Source organism: Paenibacillus psychroresistens, assembly GCF_009728935.1.
GTDB classification, from domain to species: domain Bacteria; phylum Bacillota; class Bacilli; order Paenibacillales; family NBRC-103111; genus Paenibacillus_AC; species Paenibacillus_AC psychroresistens.
In genome coordinates this window covers 5,944,341-5,963,054 of sequence record NZ_CP034235.1, presented here as the reverse complement: position 1 = coordinate 5,963,054, position 18,714 = coordinate 5,944,341, and the positions used below count along the sequence as shown (strand labels likewise).

At 42.2% G+C, this 18,714-nt stretch carries 19 protein-coding genes; 13 read left to right on the top strand and 6 right to left on the bottom strand.

Annotated elements, in window-relative coordinates:
* The first annotated feature begins 81 nt into the window (after positions 1-81).
* From EHS13_RS27205 to EHS13_RS27190, 4 genes are all read left to right on the top strand, one after another.
* Positions 82-723: a GntR family transcriptional regulator gene (locus EHS13_RS27205; protein ID WP_155703395.1), complete on the top strand. Its 642-nt coding sequence runs from the start codon at positions 82-84 to the stop codon at positions 721-723.
* A gap of 98 nt (positions 724-821) precedes the next feature.
* A complete protein-coding gene (locus EHS13_RS27200; RefSeq protein ID WP_155703394.1) occupies positions 822-1,970 on the top strand; it encodes a mandelate racemase/muconate lactonizing enzyme family protein in 1,149 nt (382 codons plus the stop codon).
* 22 nt (positions 1,971-1,992) lie between these two features.
* Entirely contained in the window at positions 1,993-3,006 is a 1,014-nt protein-coding gene (locus EHS13_RS27195) for an alcohol dehydrogenase catalytic domain-containing protein (RefSeq protein ID WP_227013535.1), read from the top strand.
* A 15-nt stretch (positions 3,007-3,021) separates the two neighbouring features.
* Positions 3,022-3,789, top strand: a complete 768-nt coding sequence (locus EHS13_RS27190; protein ID WP_155703393.1) for an SDR family NAD(P)-dependent oxidoreductase — start codon at positions 3,022-3,024, stop codon at positions 3,787-3,789.
* Between the two features lie 4 nt (positions 3,790-3,793).
* Here the strand turns inward: EHS13_RS27190 and EHS13_RS27185 are convergent, their stop codons facing one another.
* Together EHS13_RS27185 and EHS13_RS27180 are read right to left on the bottom strand one after the other, a co-directional pair.
* Positions 3,794-4,171, bottom strand: coding sequence for a hypothetical protein (locus tag EHS13_RS27185; RefSeq protein ID WP_155703392.1), 378 nt, complete (start codon positions 4,169-4,171; stop codon positions 3,794-3,796).
* A 220-nt stretch (positions 4,172-4,391) separates the two neighbouring features.
* Positions 4,392-7,016 carry a GH116 family glycosyl-hydrolase gene (locus EHS13_RS27180; protein ID WP_155703391.1) on the bottom strand — a complete coding sequence of 875 codons (2,625 nt, stop codon included), beginning with the start codon at positions 7,014-7,016 and terminating at the stop codon, positions 4,392-4,394.
* A gap of 148 nt (positions 7,017-7,164) precedes the next feature.
* On the opposite strand from EHS13_RS27180, the gene EHS13_RS27175 reads away from it, so the two are divergent.
* Genes EHS13_RS27175 through EHS13_RS37635 form a run of 4 tightly spaced genes read left to right on the top strand, consistent with a single transcriptional unit; the run spans position 7,165 to position 9,617 of the window.
* Entirely contained in the window at positions 7,165-8,031 is an 867-nt protein-coding gene (locus EHS13_RS27175) for an AraC family transcriptional regulator (protein WP_155703390.1), read from the top strand.
* Positions 8,032-8,058: 27 nt separating this feature from the next.
* Positions 8,059-8,574, top strand: coding sequence for a DinB family protein (locus tag EHS13_RS27170; protein WP_155703389.1), 516 nt, complete (start codon positions 8,059-8,061; stop codon positions 8,572-8,574).
* Between the two features lie 40 nt (positions 8,575-8,614).
* Positions 8,615-9,313, top strand: coding sequence for a PIG-L deacetylase family protein (locus tag EHS13_RS27165; protein ID WP_155703388.1), 699 nt, complete (start codon positions 8,615-8,617; stop codon positions 9,311-9,313).
* A gap of 25 nt (positions 9,314-9,338) precedes the next feature.
* Positions 9,339-9,617, top strand: a complete 279-nt coding sequence (locus tag EHS13_RS37635) for a DUF4184 family protein (RefSeq protein WP_162463271.1) — start codon at positions 9,339-9,341, stop codon at positions 9,615-9,617.
* Here the strand turns inward: EHS13_RS37635 and EHS13_RS27155 are convergent.
* Positions 9,608-10,513, bottom strand: a complete 906-nt coding sequence (locus EHS13_RS27155) for an ArsR/SmtB family transcription factor (protein ID WP_155703386.1) — start codon at positions 10,511-10,513, stop codon at positions 9,608-9,610. The two genes, EHS13_RS37635 and EHS13_RS27155, sit on opposite strands and share 10 nt — an antisense overlap.
* Positions 10,514-10,666: 153 nt before the next feature.
* Here EHS13_RS27155 and arfA point away from each other — a divergent pair, with 153 nt between their 5' ends.
* The 5 genes from arfA to EHS13_RS27130 all read left to right on the top strand — a co-directional run bounded on the left by arfA (position 10,667) and on the right by EHS13_RS27130 (position 15,306).
* Positions 10,667-12,178, top strand: a complete 1,512-nt coding sequence (arfA, locus tag EHS13_RS27150; protein WP_155703385.1) for an arabinosylfuranosidase ArfA — start codon at positions 10,667-10,669, stop codon at positions 12,176-12,178.
* Positions 12,179-12,317: 139 nt separating this feature from the next.
* Positions 12,318-13,079 carry an SDR family NAD(P)-dependent oxidoreductase gene (locus EHS13_RS27145; protein ID WP_155703384.1) on the top strand — a complete coding sequence of 254 codons (762 nt, stop codon included), beginning with the start codon at positions 12,318-12,320 and terminating at the stop codon, positions 13,077-13,079.
* Positions 13,080-13,151: 72 nt separating this feature from the next.
* On the top strand, positions 13,152-13,475 hold the full coding sequence (locus EHS13_RS27140) for a YtxH domain-containing protein (RefSeq protein ID WP_155703383.1): 324 nt from the start codon (positions 13,152-13,154) through the stop codon (positions 13,473-13,475).
* Between the two features lie 148 nt (positions 13,476-13,623).
* Positions 13,624-14,838, top strand: a complete 1,215-nt coding sequence (locus tag EHS13_RS27135) for a YCF48-related protein (RefSeq protein WP_162463270.1) — start codon at positions 13,624-13,626, stop codon at positions 14,836-14,838.
* Positions 14,839-14,976: 138 nt separating this feature from the next.
* Positions 14,977-15,306, top strand: a complete 330-nt coding sequence (locus EHS13_RS27130) for a hypothetical protein (RefSeq protein ID WP_155703381.1) — start codon at positions 14,977-14,979, stop codon at positions 15,304-15,306.
* On the opposite strand, the gene EHS13_RS27125 is transcribed toward EHS13_RS27130, so the two are convergent.
* Genes EHS13_RS27125 through EHS13_RS27115 form a run of 3 tightly spaced genes read right to left on the bottom strand, consistent with a single transcriptional unit; the run spans position 15,303 to position 18,698 of the window.
* Positions 15,303-16,625 carry a DUF4129 domain-containing protein gene (locus EHS13_RS27125; RefSeq protein ID WP_155703380.1) on the bottom strand — a complete coding sequence of 441 codons (1,323 nt, stop codon included), beginning with the start codon at positions 16,623-16,625 and terminating at the stop codon, positions 15,303-15,305. The genes EHS13_RS27130 and EHS13_RS27125 overlap by 4 nt on opposite strands.
* On the bottom strand, positions 16,626-17,729 hold the full coding sequence (locus EHS13_RS27120) for a DUF58 domain-containing protein (protein WP_155703379.1): 1,104 nt from the start codon (positions 17,727-17,729) through the stop codon (positions 16,626-16,628).
* 6 nt (positions 17,730-17,735) lie between these two features.
* Positions 17,736-18,698, bottom strand: a complete 963-nt coding sequence (locus tag EHS13_RS27115) for an AAA family ATPase (RefSeq protein ID WP_155703378.1) — start codon at positions 18,696-18,698, stop codon at positions 17,736-17,738.
* Positions 18,699-18,714 lie beyond the last annotated feature (16 nt).

Sequence of the window (18,714 nt, the reverse complement as noted above, 5' to 3'; positions counted from 1 at the left end):
ACACCTCGATAATAATGGAATCCGTTCTTTTGGTTGCGAAAATTATAACATATAATAGAGATAACTTGGAGGTAGAGACCTATGAATTCATTATCCTCGAATGTAACGCTGAAAGAAACCGCCTATCAATTTATTAAGAAAAATATCGTGGAAGGCAAATGGGACGGAGGTACATTTCTCTCTGAAAATTTGCTGTGTGAGCAGCTGAATATGAGCAAAACTCCCATTCGCTCAGCACTGGATCGCCTAGAAATGATGGGTTTAGTTAAGCAGTTTCCTAAACAGGGAGTGGTTGTTTCAGAAGTTTCTCTTCAAAAGATATTGCAAATTTATGAGCTGCGCAAAGCGCTTGAAGCTTATGCCGTTAAGCGGCTAACGGGAAAGCTGGGAGATGGTTTTTTTGAACAAATGGATGAGAATATATGCTTGCAAGAGGCGTTGATTGAGAAGGAAGATATAGCGGAATATGTGCAGATGGACAGACAATTCCATATGATGATTATTAATGGGATGGAGAATGAAGAATATGCAGCAGCAATGACTCGAATACAGGATCAGTTTCTGCTTGCTGTTCGTACAACCTTTCTCAAGAACAAACAACGGCTAGCAGGAAGCATTGAAGAACATCGCCAAATTCGGCACGCACTCGCTGGCAATGATCCGGAGCTTACGGAGCGTTTGATGATTGAACATATCGAATATGTAAAACAGATTATGCTCTAGCCTTTATTTAGCTTAGATTTAACATGTATACAAGTTAGACATCTTGTAAGAAGCTCATCTCCATGATAGCTTTAAATCATTAGAAAAGGAGGCTTCAAATGAAAATTACAGACGTTAAAACGTATATATTGGGAAACCCATGGAAGAATTGGCTTTTTGTACACGTCGAAACAGATGAAGGTATTATTGGATTAGGTGAAGGAACATTAAATGGTTTTGCCAAAACTGTAGAAGCTGCCATACATGAATTGAAGCATTTGGTGATTGGCATGGATCCATTTGATGTGGAAACGATTGGTTTACGATTATTCCGTGATGTTTATTCCAATGGTGGACAAATTCAAGGCTCTGCATTAGCGGCGATTGAAACCGCTTGCTGGGACATAATGGGGAAAGCAGTAAATCAACCTTTATATAAATTATTAGGCGGACGCTGCCATGATAAGCTTCGCTGCTATGCTAATGGATGGTACCGAGGTCCACGTACTCCGGAGAATTTTTATGAACGAGCTAAGATAGTAACAGCTAAAGGCTACACGGCATTGAAGTTCGACCCATTTGGAGCTGCATGGCGAACTGTGGATCGCGAAGATTTCGCGCTATCTCTTGAAATTATCGCAGCAGTAAGAGAAGCTGTGGGTGAGAAAGTCGATATATTAATCGAAGGGCATAACCGTTTCTCCGTTCACACTGCTTTGCAGTTTGCGGATGCTATGCTTAAATATGAACCGACCTGGTTTGAAGCTCCAGTCCCGCCTCATAATATTTCTTCGATGGTTGAAGTAGCTAAACGAAGTCCAGTGCCAATTGCCTGTGGCGAAGATTACTACTGCAGAGAACAGTTTGCTGAGCTTTTGAAGCATGATGCTGTGCATATTATTCAGCTTGAGCCGCAGTTTTTAGGAATATCAGCTTCTAAACAGATAAACAGTATGGTCCATGCGCATAATGGGGTCATTGCTCCGCATAGTGCTCAAGGACCTGTTTGCTCCGTAGTTTGCAGCCATTTGAACATGGCAACTCCCAATTTTTTATTGCATGAAATTTTTGATGAATTCAACGAGCCTTGGGAAGAAAATGTACTTCTCCCTGCATTGAAGGTAAAGGATGGATTTCTCCAGCCTCCAGAAGGCCCGGGACTTGGTGTAGAATTAAATTTAGAGGAGCTGCATAAGCATCCGTATCAGGTAGGAAATTGGCTGCCTTTGTTTAAGCAAGGCTGGGAAAAACGTGAATCAAATCACTAAGGGATTCTAAAGGAGATAATAAATGATGGGGAATTCAACTATGCAAGCCCTGGTTTATGAAGGACCAAAAATAATGAATATGCGCGAGCTGCAAGTTCCTCAATTGCTTGAGGATGAAGTATTAATTAAGGTGGAGGTCGCTGGGATTTGTGGTTCGGAGCTAAGCGGTTATCTGGGTCATAATTCCTTGCGCAAGCCGCCGCTTGTTATGGGGCATGAATTTGCCGGTTCCATTGAAAAATTAGGCGTTGGAGTCAAACGCATTGCATTAGGTGATCGAGTTACTGTAAATCCGCTAATCACTTGCAGAGTGTGCAGATATTGTTTATCTGGTGAATCTCAGCTTTGTCCGAACCGTCAGCTGCTTGGTGCTCATCGCCCAGGCGCATTCGCTGAATATATTGCCGTTCCCGAGCGTAATGTTTATAAATTGCCTGAAAATTTATCTTATGAGCAAGGGGCATTCGTAGAACCTTTTGCCTGTGCGGTTCATTTATGCCGTATCGCTTTATTAACACCACGTGATCGTTTGGTGATTTACGGGGCGGGCCCTATTGGATTATTCGTCCTGCAAACAGCTCATGTTTATGGTGTGCGTAATGTAGTTGTCGTTGATTTGAACGAGTCCCGCTTGGAGATTGCAGCGGAGCTAGGAGCTACTGTGGTAACCAACATTGAAAAAGCAGTCGGCAGCAGCTTGGGTTCATTTGATGTGGCCATTGATGCAGTAGGCGCAGGAGTTACTAGACAGCTTTGTATTAAAGCGGTTCGTCCTGGTGGAATCGTTATCTTTACAGGCTTGCATGAAGCGGAGGCAACACTTCCGATAAACGATATGATTCGCAGCGAAATAGTCACCAAAGGTGCCTTTGCCTATTCAACCGAGGATTTTGAAACGGCGCTAGAGTGGATTGGCCAAGAGCGAGTTAATCTGCTGCCATGGACAGAGCAGTATCCAATAGCAGAAGGTGGAGCTTGTTTTGATAAACTAATCAGCGGTCCAGGTAAGGTCGCCAAAATATTGCTTAAGCCTTAAGAAAAGAGGATAAATATGAGCTGGCAGGATAAAGTGGTCATCGTAACGGGAGCAGGCAGTGGGATTGGCCGTGCGGTCGCACATCGATTTGCTAAAGAAGGTGCACATGTTGTTGTGGTTAATCGCACTGCAGAGAAGGCAGATAGGGTTGCAGAAGAAATTACGGGAAATGGCTTTTCCGCCATTGGGATAGCTGCTGATGTATCGTCCGAGGAGGATGTGCGTCGTGTAGTTGCGGAAACAATCCAGCGTTACAAGCACATTGATGTACTCGTTAACTCAGCAGCAGTTTGTCCGCAAATTCGACTTACGGATATGTCGCTTGAGGCTTGGAATCGGGTGATTACGAATAATTTAACGTCGGTGTTCTTGTTCTGTCGGGAGGTCATACCACACATGCTTACTGCTGGAGGAGGAGCAATTGTCAACATCAGCTCGGTTCATGCCTTAGCAACTCTGGATGGATACTCGGCATATGCAGCTTCAAAAGGTGGAATCGTCGCTTTAACTAGAGCGATTGCACTAGATTATGCGAAGCAAAATATTCGAGTGAATACAGTGCTGCCTGGAGCGATTCAAACACCGATGCTGGAGTCGAGTGTGAAGAATTTGGAAACACCTCGCGAGGATATCATGCGTGAATGGGACAATGCGCAGCCAATGGGCCGAATTGGCCAGCCAGATGAGATAGCAACGGTTGTTTTGTTCGCGGCTAGTCCAGATAATTCCTTCATGACAGGTGCAACTCTTGTTGCTGATGGCGGTATGACAGTTGATTTGTAGGATTTCATCGGCGAAATAAAAAGTCCCAGAACGATGTTTTCTCAGGCTTCGGATGTCGTTCAGATCGAGTGGTTTCGATAAGCTCTGGAACAAGCGGTTTAGGTTCAGTCTCAACGGGTTTCTTCAGCTGAGCCTCCTCTATATTCAGCATTTCTTGAGTGGAGGCTTCTTCCTCTTGAATTTGATAGAGCTCGTACAATTGTTGCTCAAGCTCATCAACTCGGGATGAAAGCACTCGCTTCTCCTGCTGGATTTCGCCGATAAGCTGATATAAATATTTCATGGTCAGTTTTAACCTTCTAGGTTGTATTATTTCCTCATGCTGATAATCGTTCGATAAGAGCATCCTTAGCTCAGCTTCGCTCAGAATATTATGAGCCATGCATAGCACCTTCTTATTAATAGATTTAGAATATATTTGAAAGATTAAACTGATATTATCATAGTACACGATTGGATAAGCGTATACTGTCGAAATAAGCTGTCAAAAGCAATGAAAAAACCTCCAAATCCACAGGAATGTGGTTTTGGAGGTTTTAGTATGGCTGATTTTAGACAAGTAATGCAATAGCCAATAAATCAAAAAGCGCATTGTGTAGGCCCTATAAGGCAGGAATTAGATTTATAGATAAGGAGTGACTATCATTTAGGATTAAAGGTGTTGGAAAATATATATGCGTTGGCGCCAATTGATAGCTTAATTCAACATTAGCTGATTGGACTGATTTAATTTTTGTTAGCCAATCTTCTGGAAGTTTAAGTATAGAGAGATTCAGTGTTCCATTTAATACCTGCAGCACCACAGTATCTGCATCGGCTTTAAACAACCCCCAACCGCCTTCGAGTGACCAAAAAGTTTGGAAGCTGCCGTTGGGAGCTAGCACTGGATGAAATCCAATCATGCCTTCAACCGCATTAAATTCAAATCCGCTAAATGCATTCAGTAACGAATAGCTTGCCATGGATCTCGCATAATTACTCCCGCATTCAATTTCATTCCACGGGTTTCGTTTTTCACCATCATATCGATTACGAATGGCCATTACAATGCTAAGCCCTTCCTCAATCAATCCTTCTTGGATCATATGCGAAGCAGCTTGATACTCAAATCCAGTCATTGTTTCAGGAGCATAGGTTAACGGGACGGCAGGCTTTATGCTCCCATCAGGCCAAGAGCAGATGATTAAACCGCCTTCATCGTTAAGCGAATAGAGACGCCAGGTGTTAGCTTCATTTCGCATGGAAGGCTTAAAGTTATTGCGGTACAAGGCTTGCAATGCCTTTCGAACCTGCTGTTTATCGAATATTTCTCCTAATCCGCATAAATTTGCATGCCATTGAGCAATAACTTGGTCGATCATGCAGCCACCGGAGATCTGATATTTAATTTCCTGCACTTCTTCATTCCAATAAGCTTGAAGGGCATTATCACCAAAAATAGTCTCCCCTGCGGAGAAGCGCTCTAATAGGCTGCGATCTTGTAAGTCAACTTTTTGTGTATAATAATCACCATTAAATAAGTGTTCATCGGTCCATTTGCGGCCTTTTTCAAAAATTCGACTATACTCCACAGCGACCTCATGCTCACCTAAATAGGCAGCCATTTCCGCACCTGCTTTAAGTGCAGCTAGGTAGAACCCATTCAACCATGAGTTAGGTCCATAAAGCTCCATATCCAAGGTATGATGCTGTCGTCCCTCTAATACTCCTCGCTTCTGAGGGTCCCATTTATCTTCATTAGATTCTGCCCATGCATATTCAATGGACTGTTTAATGGCTGCCCAGTTGGACTCCAAATATGGAAAATCACCAGATATTTTCCAATCGCGGTAAGCCTTAATTACTCCACCGAACTGTCCATCAGCACAGGCATGGAAATCCGCAGTTTCACGGCCGACTGGCAGCATTAAGCGAAACGACATTCTGCCATCCGCACGTTTATTGTATTTGAAATCAAGCTCATGCATGCTGCGTTCTAGCTTAGGAAAGAGAAACGGCAAGGCATAAGCGTAATTCCAGACATGAGTGCAAGAGCCTTCGCAGCTTCCCACATCGGCAATACAGCCTTCAAAGCCATAAAACGAACCGTCCGTTAACCGGAGAACCGTAGGTGATTTCAATACAGATAAGTTAGCAGAAATAGCTTCGAGCACGACAGGGGGCAGAGTTGAAGCGAATAAGGTCTCTTTAAACAAGCGGGTATCTTCATATAAACGGTTCCAATGTTGTAGAGCATAAGCTGCACTAGCACAAGAATCTTCAAAAATTGTCGCATAATAGTTCTTCCATATGGTCGGCTCACCTTTTTCTGGATTCCAGAAATTTTGACAATTTGGGTAACTCCAGCTGATCACAAACCGGATTTTCTGCTTTGCCCCAGGCAATAATTCGATGTGAGCGGCTAATGAGGACATATCGTTATGTCGTGGATGCAATCCGCGGTCTTCTGTATAGCTTCTGTTTGTTAAAAGACCCGGTTTGGTGAAATCCCTCCAGAACATTTCGAGATTATCACACCAGCCACCGCGATACCAGAATTCCTGAAAGCTTACGGAAGAGGCATCAGTTGCGAGACTAATATCACCAAATCGCGGATCATCCATCGAATAATTACTAGAAGATAGTTTTGTTATATGGTATGTAGATGCATCAGCTTCTTTCACATGATGCTGGTGATGGATTAACCCTGTTAATTCACGATTTCCCACGGATAAACAAGCTGTATAAGCAATAGATATGTCACTAGTATTCTCAAACTCTATTTCAAAAAAAGCCGCAGGAATACTAGAATCAAGATCATTTAGCGGAATTAAGGGATTGAAGGCGTTTAAGGTAATATTTCCCGGAAAATAATTGTCGGAAAAGGTCATTTCGGCTAAAGGAAACTCACCACTAAATGCGACATCTTTAAAATGCGGCATTCCTGCCATTGTATTGCTCTCAGGACCATATCCGTAACCACTATGCTGCGCACCACCACGTACATATTCACCTACATAGGGAGAGTGCAAATCACCATTCAATACACGAGCATCTAATAAATTACCGTCAGCTTCTGCTTTCACGGCAAAATGACTAAAGCCATTGAAGCTCCGCTTATTCGGACGATTATAAATTTCCCAATCGATTAAACTTCCATTTCCTGCTAAACCAATTGAGCCAGTTCCAATCCCGCCAAGCGGAAAAGATATTTCTTTAGCTTTGCTGCCAGTGTATATTTTTTTCAATGATAATTCCCTCTTTCATTCCGAGTATAGTGTGCTTTTTTGATGCTTATATGCCATAATAATATAGGAAACGTTAAGTGAAAGCTTTGGAAAGAGATTTTGTTTTCTTTGTAAAAAACGATTGTTTTATTCGAGCTGGAGGCTTTGGATGGATATCGAGCAGCATGACATTGTACCTTATATCCGACAAGCAGACTATGCAATACGCGCTCCATTCTGGATAGGAGAACGTAATTTATTAGATTATATTCTCTTCTATGTTCAGGAAGGCTTATTCGAGATTCAAGCTCGTGGAAAACTACACGTTCTTAAAGAAGGCGACTTCTGCTTGCTGCAGCCCGGTGATATTCATACGATAAAGGGCATTAATAATACGATTAACCCGCATATCCATCTAGATTTCTTCTATAATCCACTTCGCGCAAAGAGCTTTATTACCTTGCCGGGTCAATTAGATATGAGTCCTCATCTCGAGCTGATACAGCCTAGATTGAATGACTTTACAGTATTTGAAATTCCGATAACTCTGCAGCTTAGTCAACCGCAGAAAATGCGAGATCTTTTGTTTAAAACAATTGAGCTCTGGCAGCGGCAATCCTATATAAGCCAGATGCAGGCGAATCAATGTGTAAGTGAGATTATTCTTACTGTCATTAAAGATTATATGAAGCCACAGACCACCGCCTTAGTAGCTAAACCAATCTTGAATTGGATCACATCCTATATATCCTTTTATTTCTCAGAACCGATTACCATTCAAGATATGGCCAAACGAGCAGGGATCTCACCATCTAGGTTTCAAGTTGTTTTCAAGCAAGCATTCGGGATCTCACCGCATCAATATCTGCTGAGAGTTAGAATCGATCATGCCAAAGAGCTAATGAAATCATTCCGTTCCATTCAGCTGGTTAGCGAGTATTGCGGCTTCTCTGATGTGCATCATTTCTCCAATGCTTTTAAGAAAGCAACGGGGTATTCACCTGCTAAATATCGGGATTCAATTATGGAGCACTAGCTCAAAAATTTAAAGGAGGCTATTCCAATGCTAAAACGTCCAGAAAGCAATGAGTACTCATCTAATCAAGCGGTATATATTGAAGTGGTGCCCGAAGGTGATCTTATAGGTATCCTTAAGCAGCAGATAAAAGATACTGTTGCATTATTAAGCGATCTAACAGCAGATAAAGCAGGCTTTCGATATGCACCTGGCAAGTGGAGTATTAAAGAGGTTGTCGGCCATATGGCAGACACCGAACGAATTATGAGCTATCGCTTGCTGCGTTTTGCCAGAGGGGATAATACTTCATTAGCTGGTTTTGATGAGGATGCTTATGTAAAAGGGGCAAGCTTTGATTCAAGCTCGCTTGCAGATTTGCTGGATAGTCTGGCCGCCGTTCGAACTGCAACACTTGCTTTGTTAAAGGGAATAACACCTGAAGTATTTCTACGATTGGGTTCTGCCAATCAGAGCGTACTCTCCGTGCGTGCTTTAGCTTATATTATTGCTGGGCATGAGCTGCATCATCAGAATGTACTGAAAGAGAGATATCTAGGGTGAGAATATCACATATGCATTTTGAAGAGGAGGTAAAAATAAATTGACACATACCATTGGATTTATTTATGCGCACCCGGATGATGAAACCTTTTTAAGTGCTTGTCTAATTAGGCAATTAGCGGATCAGGGCCACAAAACAGTGCTGCTTCTTGCAACAAAAGGAGATGCCGGTAAAAAGAATGGGGATGTCGGACATCTGAGCAATGCGGAGCTGGCAGCAGTACGGGAGCTTGAAATGAAAAAAGCAGCCGATATTATGGGGATTACACATACGGAGTACTTGAATTATCCGGATGGTAAGCTGAATACAATTGATTCAACTGAATTTGTAGATAACGTCGTTCTGTTTATAAACAAGCATCAGCCTTCAGTGATATTCACCTTCCCTGAGGATGGTGGGAATGGTCATCTCGATCACATGGCGATATCGGATATAACTAGCAAAGCTGTATGGAGTGAAAGATGTGATTCTGTCCAAAAGCTGTATTATGTTGCAACTAATCCCTTGCTGGAACAGGGGCATTTCCCATCGTTATTCATTGATACGGCTAGCCAATGGGAGATGAAAGCTCAAGCCTTAAGAGCCCATGATTCGCAAAAATTGGCGATAAACCGATACTTTGGTGATTTAGCGGTATTGCCTGAGAACAGAAGATATGAAGCCTTTGTACTTGGTTGGGAGAGAGGCGTTTTCTGGCCGAAGAAAACGGAACAATCGATCTTGGATGATTTGATTTAATTAAATTAAATTAATTCTACAATATTTGTTTTCCATTATTGGACTTGCAGTTGAGTTCATTGTCATGATTTACATGCTTAAAAAGGTGCAACCAAGCGGAATAAGAATAAGATCGGCTTCGATTAAACAAAAGATTCGCTATTGGGCAATAGCTTTTTCAGTGATGATTATTACGGTCTTGCTCAAGCTAACCTTAACTTCAAGTAATAATTACATTGGGATACTCGTGGTAGCACCTATTTCCGGGATGTTTATGGGAATCTTAATTTCGTCCTGTCTATTTAACAAAAATAGCTACTCATAATAAAGCCGAAATAGCATGTCCTGATCGTAATTGCCGAAGCCTTTTCCATATAAGGTCAACCCACCTTTGTTAACTGCATCCGGAAGCACACTCAAACGAAAGTTCCACTGTTTGTTCTGGATGTTATAGTCATGAATCGTTTGGTTGGACAGCTTCTTTCCATCGATATAAGTACCTGATTCATTGATCCGAATTATTTTTAAGAGTCCGAATTGATTAAGGCCAAGCCTCCACCAGATGGGGGTATATTTCCCGCGTTTGCTCCCATAATCCCCTGGACTAGTCCAATACCCCAAAGCATGCTCATTCAAGGTGAAAGTGATGTCAGACGGCCAGTTTTCGTTAGAGCCTTCAGCTTCTGACCCCAGCTCTAAGTAGATTTCCAGTTCAGTCGGGCTTTCGCTATTTAATAGATGATTAGGTATCTTATATTCGACATACCCTTCGCCAAACCATAGTACCTTAGCATTAACTCGATCTGGATCGAGAAAATACCGTGGATCATCAAAAAAGCCAATCAGATGCTCGACAGTAGCTAGCCCGCAGGTAGGCTGTACCTCGAAGTCCGTGTAATGCCCAACTGGTAATGTGACTTCATGAGATTTGCGTTGCGTCTGGACAGCAGCAGTTGGGAAAGTGATCTCAAGACTCTCCATGACTAGCTTGCAGAGCTTTTGAGTGCCCCCGTTTATACGATTCATTTGTGTTTCAATGATCCCAGATTTCTCTAGCTTTTTAATGTGCATGGATAGAATTGCACTGCTTAGACTTAAAGCTGTCGCTAATTCTTTGATATTCATTTGTTTATCGGCTAGCAATTGAATGATTTTCAACCTTACTTCACTCGCTAAGGCTTCGTAGATCGAAAGCCACTTTTCGGATGCTTCTATTTTCATATGAACTAATCTCCCTGTGTTGAATTAATATAAATATAAATCACATAAAGTAGATAAACAAGTTTATATTGCTCGATTTCTATTTATATTGTACTATAAGATTAATAATTATGGTAACTGGTTAATAAATATATTAATTTAAAGGGAGTTTACATGATGCGTAAAAAGGCGAGCATGATTATCGACAAGGAATTTGCAATTGGTGAAGTAGATCCTAGGCTGTATGGATCATTTATTGAACATTTGGGGCGCGCTGTTTATGGTGGGATTTATGAGCTAGGGCATCCAGACGCGGACGAGCAAGGCTTTCGTAAAGATGTTGTGGCATTAATTCAGGAATTGGCTGTGCCTATTGTGCGTTATCCAGGAGGAAATTTTGTCTCGGGCTATAATTGGGAGGACGGGGTAGGTCCTGTTACAGAACGTAAAAAACGTCTAGAGCTTGCATGGGGTACAATAGAGACTAATGAAATTGGCACGAATGAATTCGCCGATTGGGCCAAAAAGGTTGGCACAGAAGTGATGATGGCGGTAAATCTGGGAACAAGAGGACCTGATGAAGCACGCAATTTAGTCGAATATTGCAATCACCCGAAGGGAACCTATTGGAGTGATTTACGCAGATCACATGGTTATGAGCAGCCGCATAATTTCAAAACCTGGTGCTTGGGCAATGAAATGGACGGCCCTTGGCAAATTGGCCACAAGACTGCAGATGAATATGGTCGTACTGCTCTTGAGACAGCAAAGGTTATGAAATGGGTCGATCCAACTATTGAACTGGTTGCCTGTGGCAGCTCTAACCGCGCTATGGCTACATTTGCCCAGTGGGAAGCGACCGTGCTTGATCATACTTACGATCATGTCGATTATCTTTCATTACACACTTACTATGGAAACGGCGATAATGATACAGCTAATTTTCTAGCTAAATCCTTGGATATGGATGACTTTATTCATTCGATTATTGCTACATGTGATTATATTAAAGCTAAAAAACGCAGCAAGAAGAATATGATGCTCTCTTTTGACGAATGGAATGTATGGTTTCATTCGAATGAATCGGATAAGAAAATCGAACGTTGGACCATTGCCCCTCCACAGCTCGAGGATATCTATACATTGGAAGATGCGTTATTAGTGGGCTGCATGATTATATCCATGCTTAAGCGTGCAGATCGTGTGAAAATGGCATGTCTGGCTCAATTGGTTAACGTAATTGCTCCTATTATGACGGTTAATGGTGGAGGTTCTTGGCGCCAAACGATCTTTTTCCCTTATATGCATGCGTCTGTTTATGGACGAGGAGTTTCCTTAAAGCCGCTGATTCAAAGTCCTAAGTATGATAGCAAGGAATTTACCGATGTACCGATGTTAGAATCCGCTATTGTATACAATGAGGCGCAGAATCAAGTGACTATCTTTGCAGTGAACCGTGATTTAGAGGATACTTTGGAGCTTGCGGTAGATTTACGGCAATTCGCCAATTATCGGGTAGTGGAGCATAGTATTCTCGAGAATACAGATCACAAAGCCAGTAATACAATGGCGAATCCACAGAACGTGGTTCCACACGCTGGTGGCGATGCTGCTCTGCAGGATGGCCGATTAAGCGCAAGCTTGCCAAAGCTTTCTTGGAATATGATCCGATTAGCTTTAAGCTAGGATGCAAACCACTTCTATAAGATTAAGCAGATAAATTTTGCTTAACTAAGGGAGTGGTTTTTTTGTGACTTCGATTGAAGAAAAGTTAATAGAGGAGTAAAATGCATAGGTAGAATAACCCGATAGGAGATGGAGCAGAATGAATATTGATTTAACAGGTAGAACAGCCTTGGTAACGGGAGCAACAGGACAATTAGGCAGAGTGATGGCGAAGACATTGGCGAGCTGTGGGGCGGATGTAGTCATTCATTATTTAAATAATGAAGCGAAGGCATTGGAGATTCAAGCTGAAATTCAAGCCTTGGGTAGAAAAGCAGTGATTGTCCAAGCTGATATTACAAATTTGGCGTCGGTGATGGAAATGAAGCAACAGATATTTAAGCAGTTTGACCGTTTGGATATAATTGTCGCTAATGCAGTGAGCCAATATACCTGGACATCAATTTTGGAGCAGGCTCCCGAGGATTATCTCGATCAATTTAATTCCTGTGTGATGCAAAGTGTTTTGTTAACCAAAGCTTTCGTACCACAGATGATAGAGAACCAGTATGGCCGAATTATTGGTATTAACACGGAATGCTCGCTTCAGAATTTCCCTAATCAATCGGCTTATGTTACAGGAAAACGTGGGATGGATGGCTTATATCGTATCCTAGCTAAAGAAATTGGTGAAAATCAAATTACGGTTAATCAAGTGGCCCCAGGCTGGATGATTAGTGAAAAGTATCGTGGAGATGATCCTGAACCTTCATCTGATTATGAAAAAAATGTACCCTTAAAGCGAAGAGGGGAAGATCAGGATATAGCTAATACGGTTGCTTTTCTGGCTTCTGATCTTGCGAATTTTATTACAGGAGCATTTGTGCCCGTATGTGGCGGTAATGTGATGGCGGCTATTTAACAATAAAGTGTTTCAATTCCTTCTATTCGGTTTATATACCTGTAATCGAACTATAAGGATGGTGGAATCACGATGTCAATTGAAGCAAAAAACAACAGTGGGTTTTGGCAAGGTATCTTGATTGGTGGCGCGGTTGCAACAGTTTCTGCGTTATTATATGCACCAAAAGCAGGCAAGCAGGTTCGAAGTACATTAACTACCTTGTTTCGCTCCCTAACTCAAGCACCAGTCACAGCTACAGGACAAGCAATAACTGTCGCAGCACCGCAAACAATCAATAGCATGGCACAGAATGAAACTGAAATGGCCAAGCTTGGTCGTGAGATGAAGCATATGCAAACCAATACGCAGGTTAAAGATAGCGGTATGGTGCCAGATCCCATTCAAAACGAGTAGCATATGGATAAAAAAACTATCCCTGGGATCTTTATGATCCTGGGGATTATTTATGCTAACTAGGGTTGTTTTAAAAAGGAGGTTGAAGGGTAATAACTATTAAATGACCATAATTATGCCAAAAACTACAACTAAGGAGTCTGACACTATGAGCCTATTTAAAAATTTGAAAATTCCGTTAATGATAATTCTTGCCTTGACTTTCTTGGCAGGCTGTAGTTCTACCAAAGCTGAAAACTCTGGAACACCAGATACGAACATCTCAGCATCACCGGTGCAAGCAATTGCAACGACTACATCCGTGACGCCGATACCGTCTGCAGTTCCAACAGCATCACTCGTCCCAGCAGCAGAAGTTCCGCAGGATATCCCAATGGACAAAGTTACAGCAGTCCGCATAGCGAGCCCGCTTTCTGGATGGGTTGGCGGGAGTGGTTGGATCGCAAAGACAGCTAATGGGGGAAAAGAGTGGAAAATTCAATACGCTGGTGAAGGAACGATACATCAGATATTTGCTCTGGATGACCAGCATGCATGGGCAACGATTGAAGAGGATACGAGTTTGTTAGTCACAAGTGATGGAGGTTTGAAATGGACGAAATTGAGTCAAGTACCGAATCTTGGATTCCTGCATTTCGTTAGCTTAACCGAAGGCTTTGTTGCGAGTGAAAAGACTATCGATGGCGGAAAGACCTGGACGAAGCTAAAGATTCCAGCATCAATCGTAGGTGACGCTTATTTCCATGATAAAGATCATGGTTGGGCTGTTACACAAACAAAAGCTGGGTTTCAGGTTCAACGTACAGTAGATGGAGGTTCAACATGGAAAACCGTCCTATCAAAGAAATCAGAAACTGACCTTAATGCTATCATCCGCTCAGCAGGCGTGAATGATGCATGGGTGGAGTTAATCGGTGACTCCGGAATGACTCAAACCTCTTATTCTGTTATCCATACAATAGATGGAGGCAGTCACTGGCAAACCGTAATTGCTAACTCAACAGCAGGCGGTGGACCTGCACCAGGGTTTCCAAGTGATTATACAGATGGACCTAATAACCAAGGGAACAGTCCAGGACCGTTGTATGTGGTAGATCCTAAGACAGCCTATATGGGCGGACAATGTATGGCATGTGATAAACCCAATTCAGTTGGCTGGACACATGACGGCGGGAAAACTTGGGTGAATGGTAAACAAACATTTGAGGGTTTTGATGCGGAGCTTCTCGCTATTGCGGATGAACAGAATGGCTGGTTAATAACGACCGATACCATTAATCCTTCTGTATTATACACAACCACGAATGGTGGCGTTCTGTGGAACAAGATCTATACATTTGCAACACCGAAAAAGGCAGAATGATCATGAAGTTAACCTGATGCACACAAACTTTTAGTTATTAGACCCTAGTATGTGATAGAATGTGTGGATATACGATTAGCGGGCAGCCCAGATAGACAGGCTGTCCGTTAACAATGTAAGAGAAAGGAAGCGTTAAGTTTGAAAATTCATCGTTTATCCATCGTAGTTGGAGAAGGGAAATCGGAAGTGTTTTACCGCGATTTTATCTGCAATGCAACGAAGGATTACTACATTTTACCAAAAGACAAGCGAGTGAAGAAAACAGCCATTGAACAAGTTGAAGTACATGGAGTTACACATGAGCGTTATTATGCCGCTGTCTGGCTTGCAAATGTAGATAATGCTAAAGAATTCGTTGCAAAGCTTCAGCAAATGGCAATTGACCATTTTGAACTTTGTGAGAAATTAGCACAACAAGGACTAGAACTGGCTAAAGCTAATACCATTCTACCTGAAATCACCAATTAATTAGACTTTAAAGAATTTTTTAGCTTCGTAATATCCTCGTCTTGAATGGGATGATCGCTGTAACGCGCCTGATTGTAAAGAGAAGCAAGCTGTTCACTGGAATCTGATAATTCAGGCATTCGTTGTTGAATCGTCAAGATCATTTCTTGAGCAGTTAAATGGGAGTCTATTTTAGTACTCTTACTCAAGCTCTTCATCACAAACAGGCGATACAGATATCGTGCTTTTTCGGCATTTGTGGTTAGATCAGACCATTTCACTTCACGTTTTCGCATTCGTTCAAGCCAATTAGAAGCTTTCGAGCCGTAGCTTTTAATTAAGTCTCCCCATGAGGTTAAACTTGTCGATTCATCCTCGTATCCAGTTTCTTGCTCTATCCCGTCTTGATTCAGCCTGCGGTTAAGCCAATTATACAGAAGCCTGCCCAAACGAATTAATCGCTTACCTAGGATATAAATGAGATAAAGGGCAACTACACAAACCACGGCAATGACTACAATATAAAGAATCTTCTCAACCCACATCCAAAAAGCGGATGGTTCTGCAGACTCTGCAGGCGGTAATTGAGCGGGCGGCGGCGTTTGCTCAGGCTGTGGTTCTTGCGGTGGAGAACTAAACAGCTGACTAATTTTTCTTGCGATATACAATACACCTTGCCAGAAAATGTGATTGAGATAGGTTAAGCCTTCGGCAAGCTGTTTCACGGTGGCAACAATTGTGATAATACAAAGAACAGCAATCGAGATAATGCGTCCATGCCAAAGCTGCTTCTTGTTCACTAAATGCCGGCCGTTTTTCTCTGGCAGACTTTCTTGAATGATTCGCTCTTGACTGATTACTAGCAGCGTAATCGCGACACTGATTAACCCAAGCCAAAACAGAAGCGGCAAATGGACTCGTGTTTCAGGTTGAAGTCGATAATAAACCGATACTAGAAAATAGCTCCCAAGCCCCAGCCAATAGATCGGAGTGGGGAAAACATTATTCCACGCTCTTGTTGCGATAAAGGTCCCACGAAAAAATAAATAAAAACCTAGAAGCCCAGTAAATATTCCGCTAAGCGTTAAACCCAAGCCTCCATAAACAATAAGGCAAGAGCAGCTTAATCCAACCCCAAGTAAGCTATACCATTTGTTTAAGTAAAGCCATGCGCTCGCTAAGTAACCCAAGCTATAGAAAACAAGCAATAAGGCAATCCAGATAAAAGTCTCGGTAGAAATAATCCAGTTGTGTACAAGAAATAGAATTGGAAAGAAAAGCAAAATCTCGATAGCAGCTTTCAACCACATCGTAAAAAAAGCAGCAGCGTACCCTCGCATTTAATTAGCCACCTCCGATTTTAACGCATCTGGTTGGAGCTCAACGATAGTCACAATGTTTCCAGTCGCTTGTAGATGCTCGATATGCAGCTGAATTTCATTGCTGATATATGCAGATATCAGCACGATGTCGGTATCGACAATTTGATTGCGAATGATGTTAGCCATAAATTGCTCGAATCCAAGACTTTGAGCAATCACAAGCTTCGCCATAACATAATTAAGCTCATTTAATGCTTCATGCCCGCCTCGTGGCTCGACAAAAACAGGCTCCTTAGGTGCATCTTCGCTATAACCGTTACAAGCAAAACCAATCTCCATGCCTTGACTTATAACCCAATCGGCTATTGTAATGGCGTAGCTTAAAGCCTTTTCGATCGTATCTGGATCTGAAATTTGGGTTTGCACGCTCTCATTCAAGTCGAAATTGACCATAATAACTACTCGATGATCTGCAGTACGCTCGCGATTATGAACCTGCAGCATTCCATTACGTGCCGTTGCTTTCCAGTTGATGCCGTTTAATGTGTCGCCGTATCGATATTCTCTTGCTCCCGCCACCGTAAAGGGGTCATCTAGGATCCAACGCCGCACAATAACTTCACCTTGCCAGCTTCGAGACGGTAATGGCACCTCATCCATGGGGATAGGCTTTGGAAAAACAAGCAGCTGTCCATCCAAGGGCAGTGTTTTATAGGTTTTACTGATACCAAATGCATCTCCGCAGGTCAATGAAACCGTATTAAGCCTATAGGACCCTCGTTTAGAGCAAATAATGCGGTGCTTGCGGACAATCTGTGTATAAGGCATAAGACTAAATATACTCTTATGATTCTGATAAAATTGGCCTTTACTGATATCAAGATTGCTTTGATGCTGAAATTGCAGTGCCGTATGAAACTGGGATTGCAGAAGTAACCAAGGCAACGGCAAGAGCTTTCGGTTTGAAATTGTTTCAAGAATGAGAATTTCATCTCCGCGGTAACAGGTCGGCGTGCTGAATTTACGTGAATATTGGAGCTGACTCAAGCTCCATCTGCGATAAATCCAGCCTTGCACAGCTAAGATCAGAAAAGCAATGAACAGAAACCAATAGATATTCATCCGCTTCTACCCTTTCACTAATTGCTCTTCAGTAGGTACGGGGACTTGATTTAGTATAAGGTCAATGATGTTAAGCACCGTATCTTCTTTCATCCGATTAAGGCTTCTTGGTATCATCCGATGTCCAAAAACAGGCTTAACCATCGCCTTAACATCATCTGGAATCACATAATCCCGCCCCTGTAAAATAGCGTAAACCTGAACGGCTTTGAGTAAGGCTTGCGCTCCACGAGGACTAACGCCGAACGAAATATCCGCATGAGTTCTGGTTTTCTCAACAATAGCTACAATATAGTCATATATCGATGAATCTACCTTTACTAGTGAGTATGCTTGTTGGGCAGCAATTAATTCTTGGACGCCGACAACGCTTTCAATTAAATCAAGTGGATTGGATTGTTTAAAGCGTTTCATGATTTCGACACTTTCTGCTGTCGTCGGATAACCCATTCTTACCTTCAAAAGAAAACGATCTAGCTGAGCTTCAGGAAGTGGAAAAGTTCCTTGATTTTCAATCGGGTTCTGAGTAGCTATAACAATAAACGGATTATCTAGCTTGCGAGTTTCGCCGTCGATACTTACCTGTCGTTCCTCCATACATTCCAATAAACTGGATTGCGACCTTGGTGTAGCTCGGTTGATTTCATCTGCTAAGAGAATATTGCAGAAAACGGGGCCAGGACGAAACTCAAATTCAGATTGCTTTTGATTAAAGAAGTTAATTCCAGTTAAATCAGACGGCAATAAATCAGGTGTGAACTGAACTCGTTTAAAGCTAGCATTCAATGACTTTGCCATGGCTTTGGCTAGCAGGGTTTTACCAGTTCCAGGTACATCTTCTAATAGAACGTGACTGGAAGTGATTAAAGCAATTAACAAGTAATCGATGATTTGATCTTTACCAACAATGACTAAGCTTATGTTTTGCTTTACGCGTTCAGCTAGCTTTTTGATTTCGACTGTTTCCATGAAATAACCGCCTTTA

Bases quoted from the DNA above. Each gene is read 5' to 3' on its own strand.
- EHS13_RS27135 (WP_162463270.1), top strand. From the start codon at position 13,624: ATGAGCCTATTTAAAAATTTGAAAATTCCGTTAATGATAATTCTTGCC.
- EHS13_RS27115 (WP_155703378.1), bottom strand. From the start codon at position 18,698: ATGGAAACAGTCGAAATCAAAAAGCTAGCTGAACGCGTAAAGCAAAAC.
- EHS13_RS27185 (WP_155703392.1), bottom strand. From the start codon at position 4,171: ATGGCTCATAATATTCTGAGCGAAGCTGAGCTAAGGATGCTCTTATCG.
- EHS13_RS27190 (WP_155703393.1), top strand. From the start codon at position 3,022: ATGAGCTGGCAGGATAAAGTGGTCATCGTAACGGGAGCAGGCAGTGGG.
- EHS13_RS27195 (WP_227013535.1), top strand. From the start codon at position 1,993: ATGATGGGGAATTCAACTATGCAAGCCCTGGTTTATGAAGGACCAAAA.
- EHS13_RS27200 (WP_155703394.1), top strand. From the start codon at position 822: ATGAAAATTACAGACGTTAAAACGTATATATTGGGAAACCCATGGAAG.
- EHS13_RS27125 (WP_155703380.1), bottom strand. From the start codon at position 16,625: ATGCGAGGGTACGCTGCTGCTTTTTTTACGATGTGGTTGAAAGCTGCT.
- EHS13_RS27170 (WP_155703389.1), top strand. From the start codon at position 8,059: ATGCTAAAACGTCCAGAAAGCAATGAGTACTCATCTAATCAAGCGGTA.
- EHS13_RS27120 (WP_155703379.1), bottom strand. From the start codon at position 17,729: ATGAATATCTATTGGTTTCTGTTCATTGCTTTTCTGATCTTAGCTGTG.
- arfA (WP_155703385.1), top strand. From the start codon at position 10,667: ATGATGCGTAAAAAGGCGAGCATGATTATCGACAAGGAATTTGCAATT.
- EHS13_RS27140 (WP_155703383.1), top strand. From the start codon at position 13,152: ATGTCAATTGAAGCAAAAAACAACAGTGGGTTTTGGCAAGGTATCTTG.
- EHS13_RS27175 (WP_155703390.1), top strand. From the start codon at position 7,165: ATGGATATCGAGCAGCATGACATTGTACCTTATATCCGACAAGCAGAC.
- EHS13_RS27145 (WP_155703384.1), top strand. From the start codon at position 12,318: ATGAATATTGATTTAACAGGTAGAACAGCCTTGGTAACGGGAGCAACA.
- EHS13_RS27205 (WP_155703395.1), top strand. From the start codon at position 82: ATGAATTCATTATCCTCGAATGTAACGCTGAAAGAAACCGCCTATCAA.
- EHS13_RS27155 (WP_155703386.1), bottom strand. From the start codon at position 10,513: ATGAAAATAGAAGCATCCGAAAAGTGGCTTTCGATCTACGAAGCCTTA.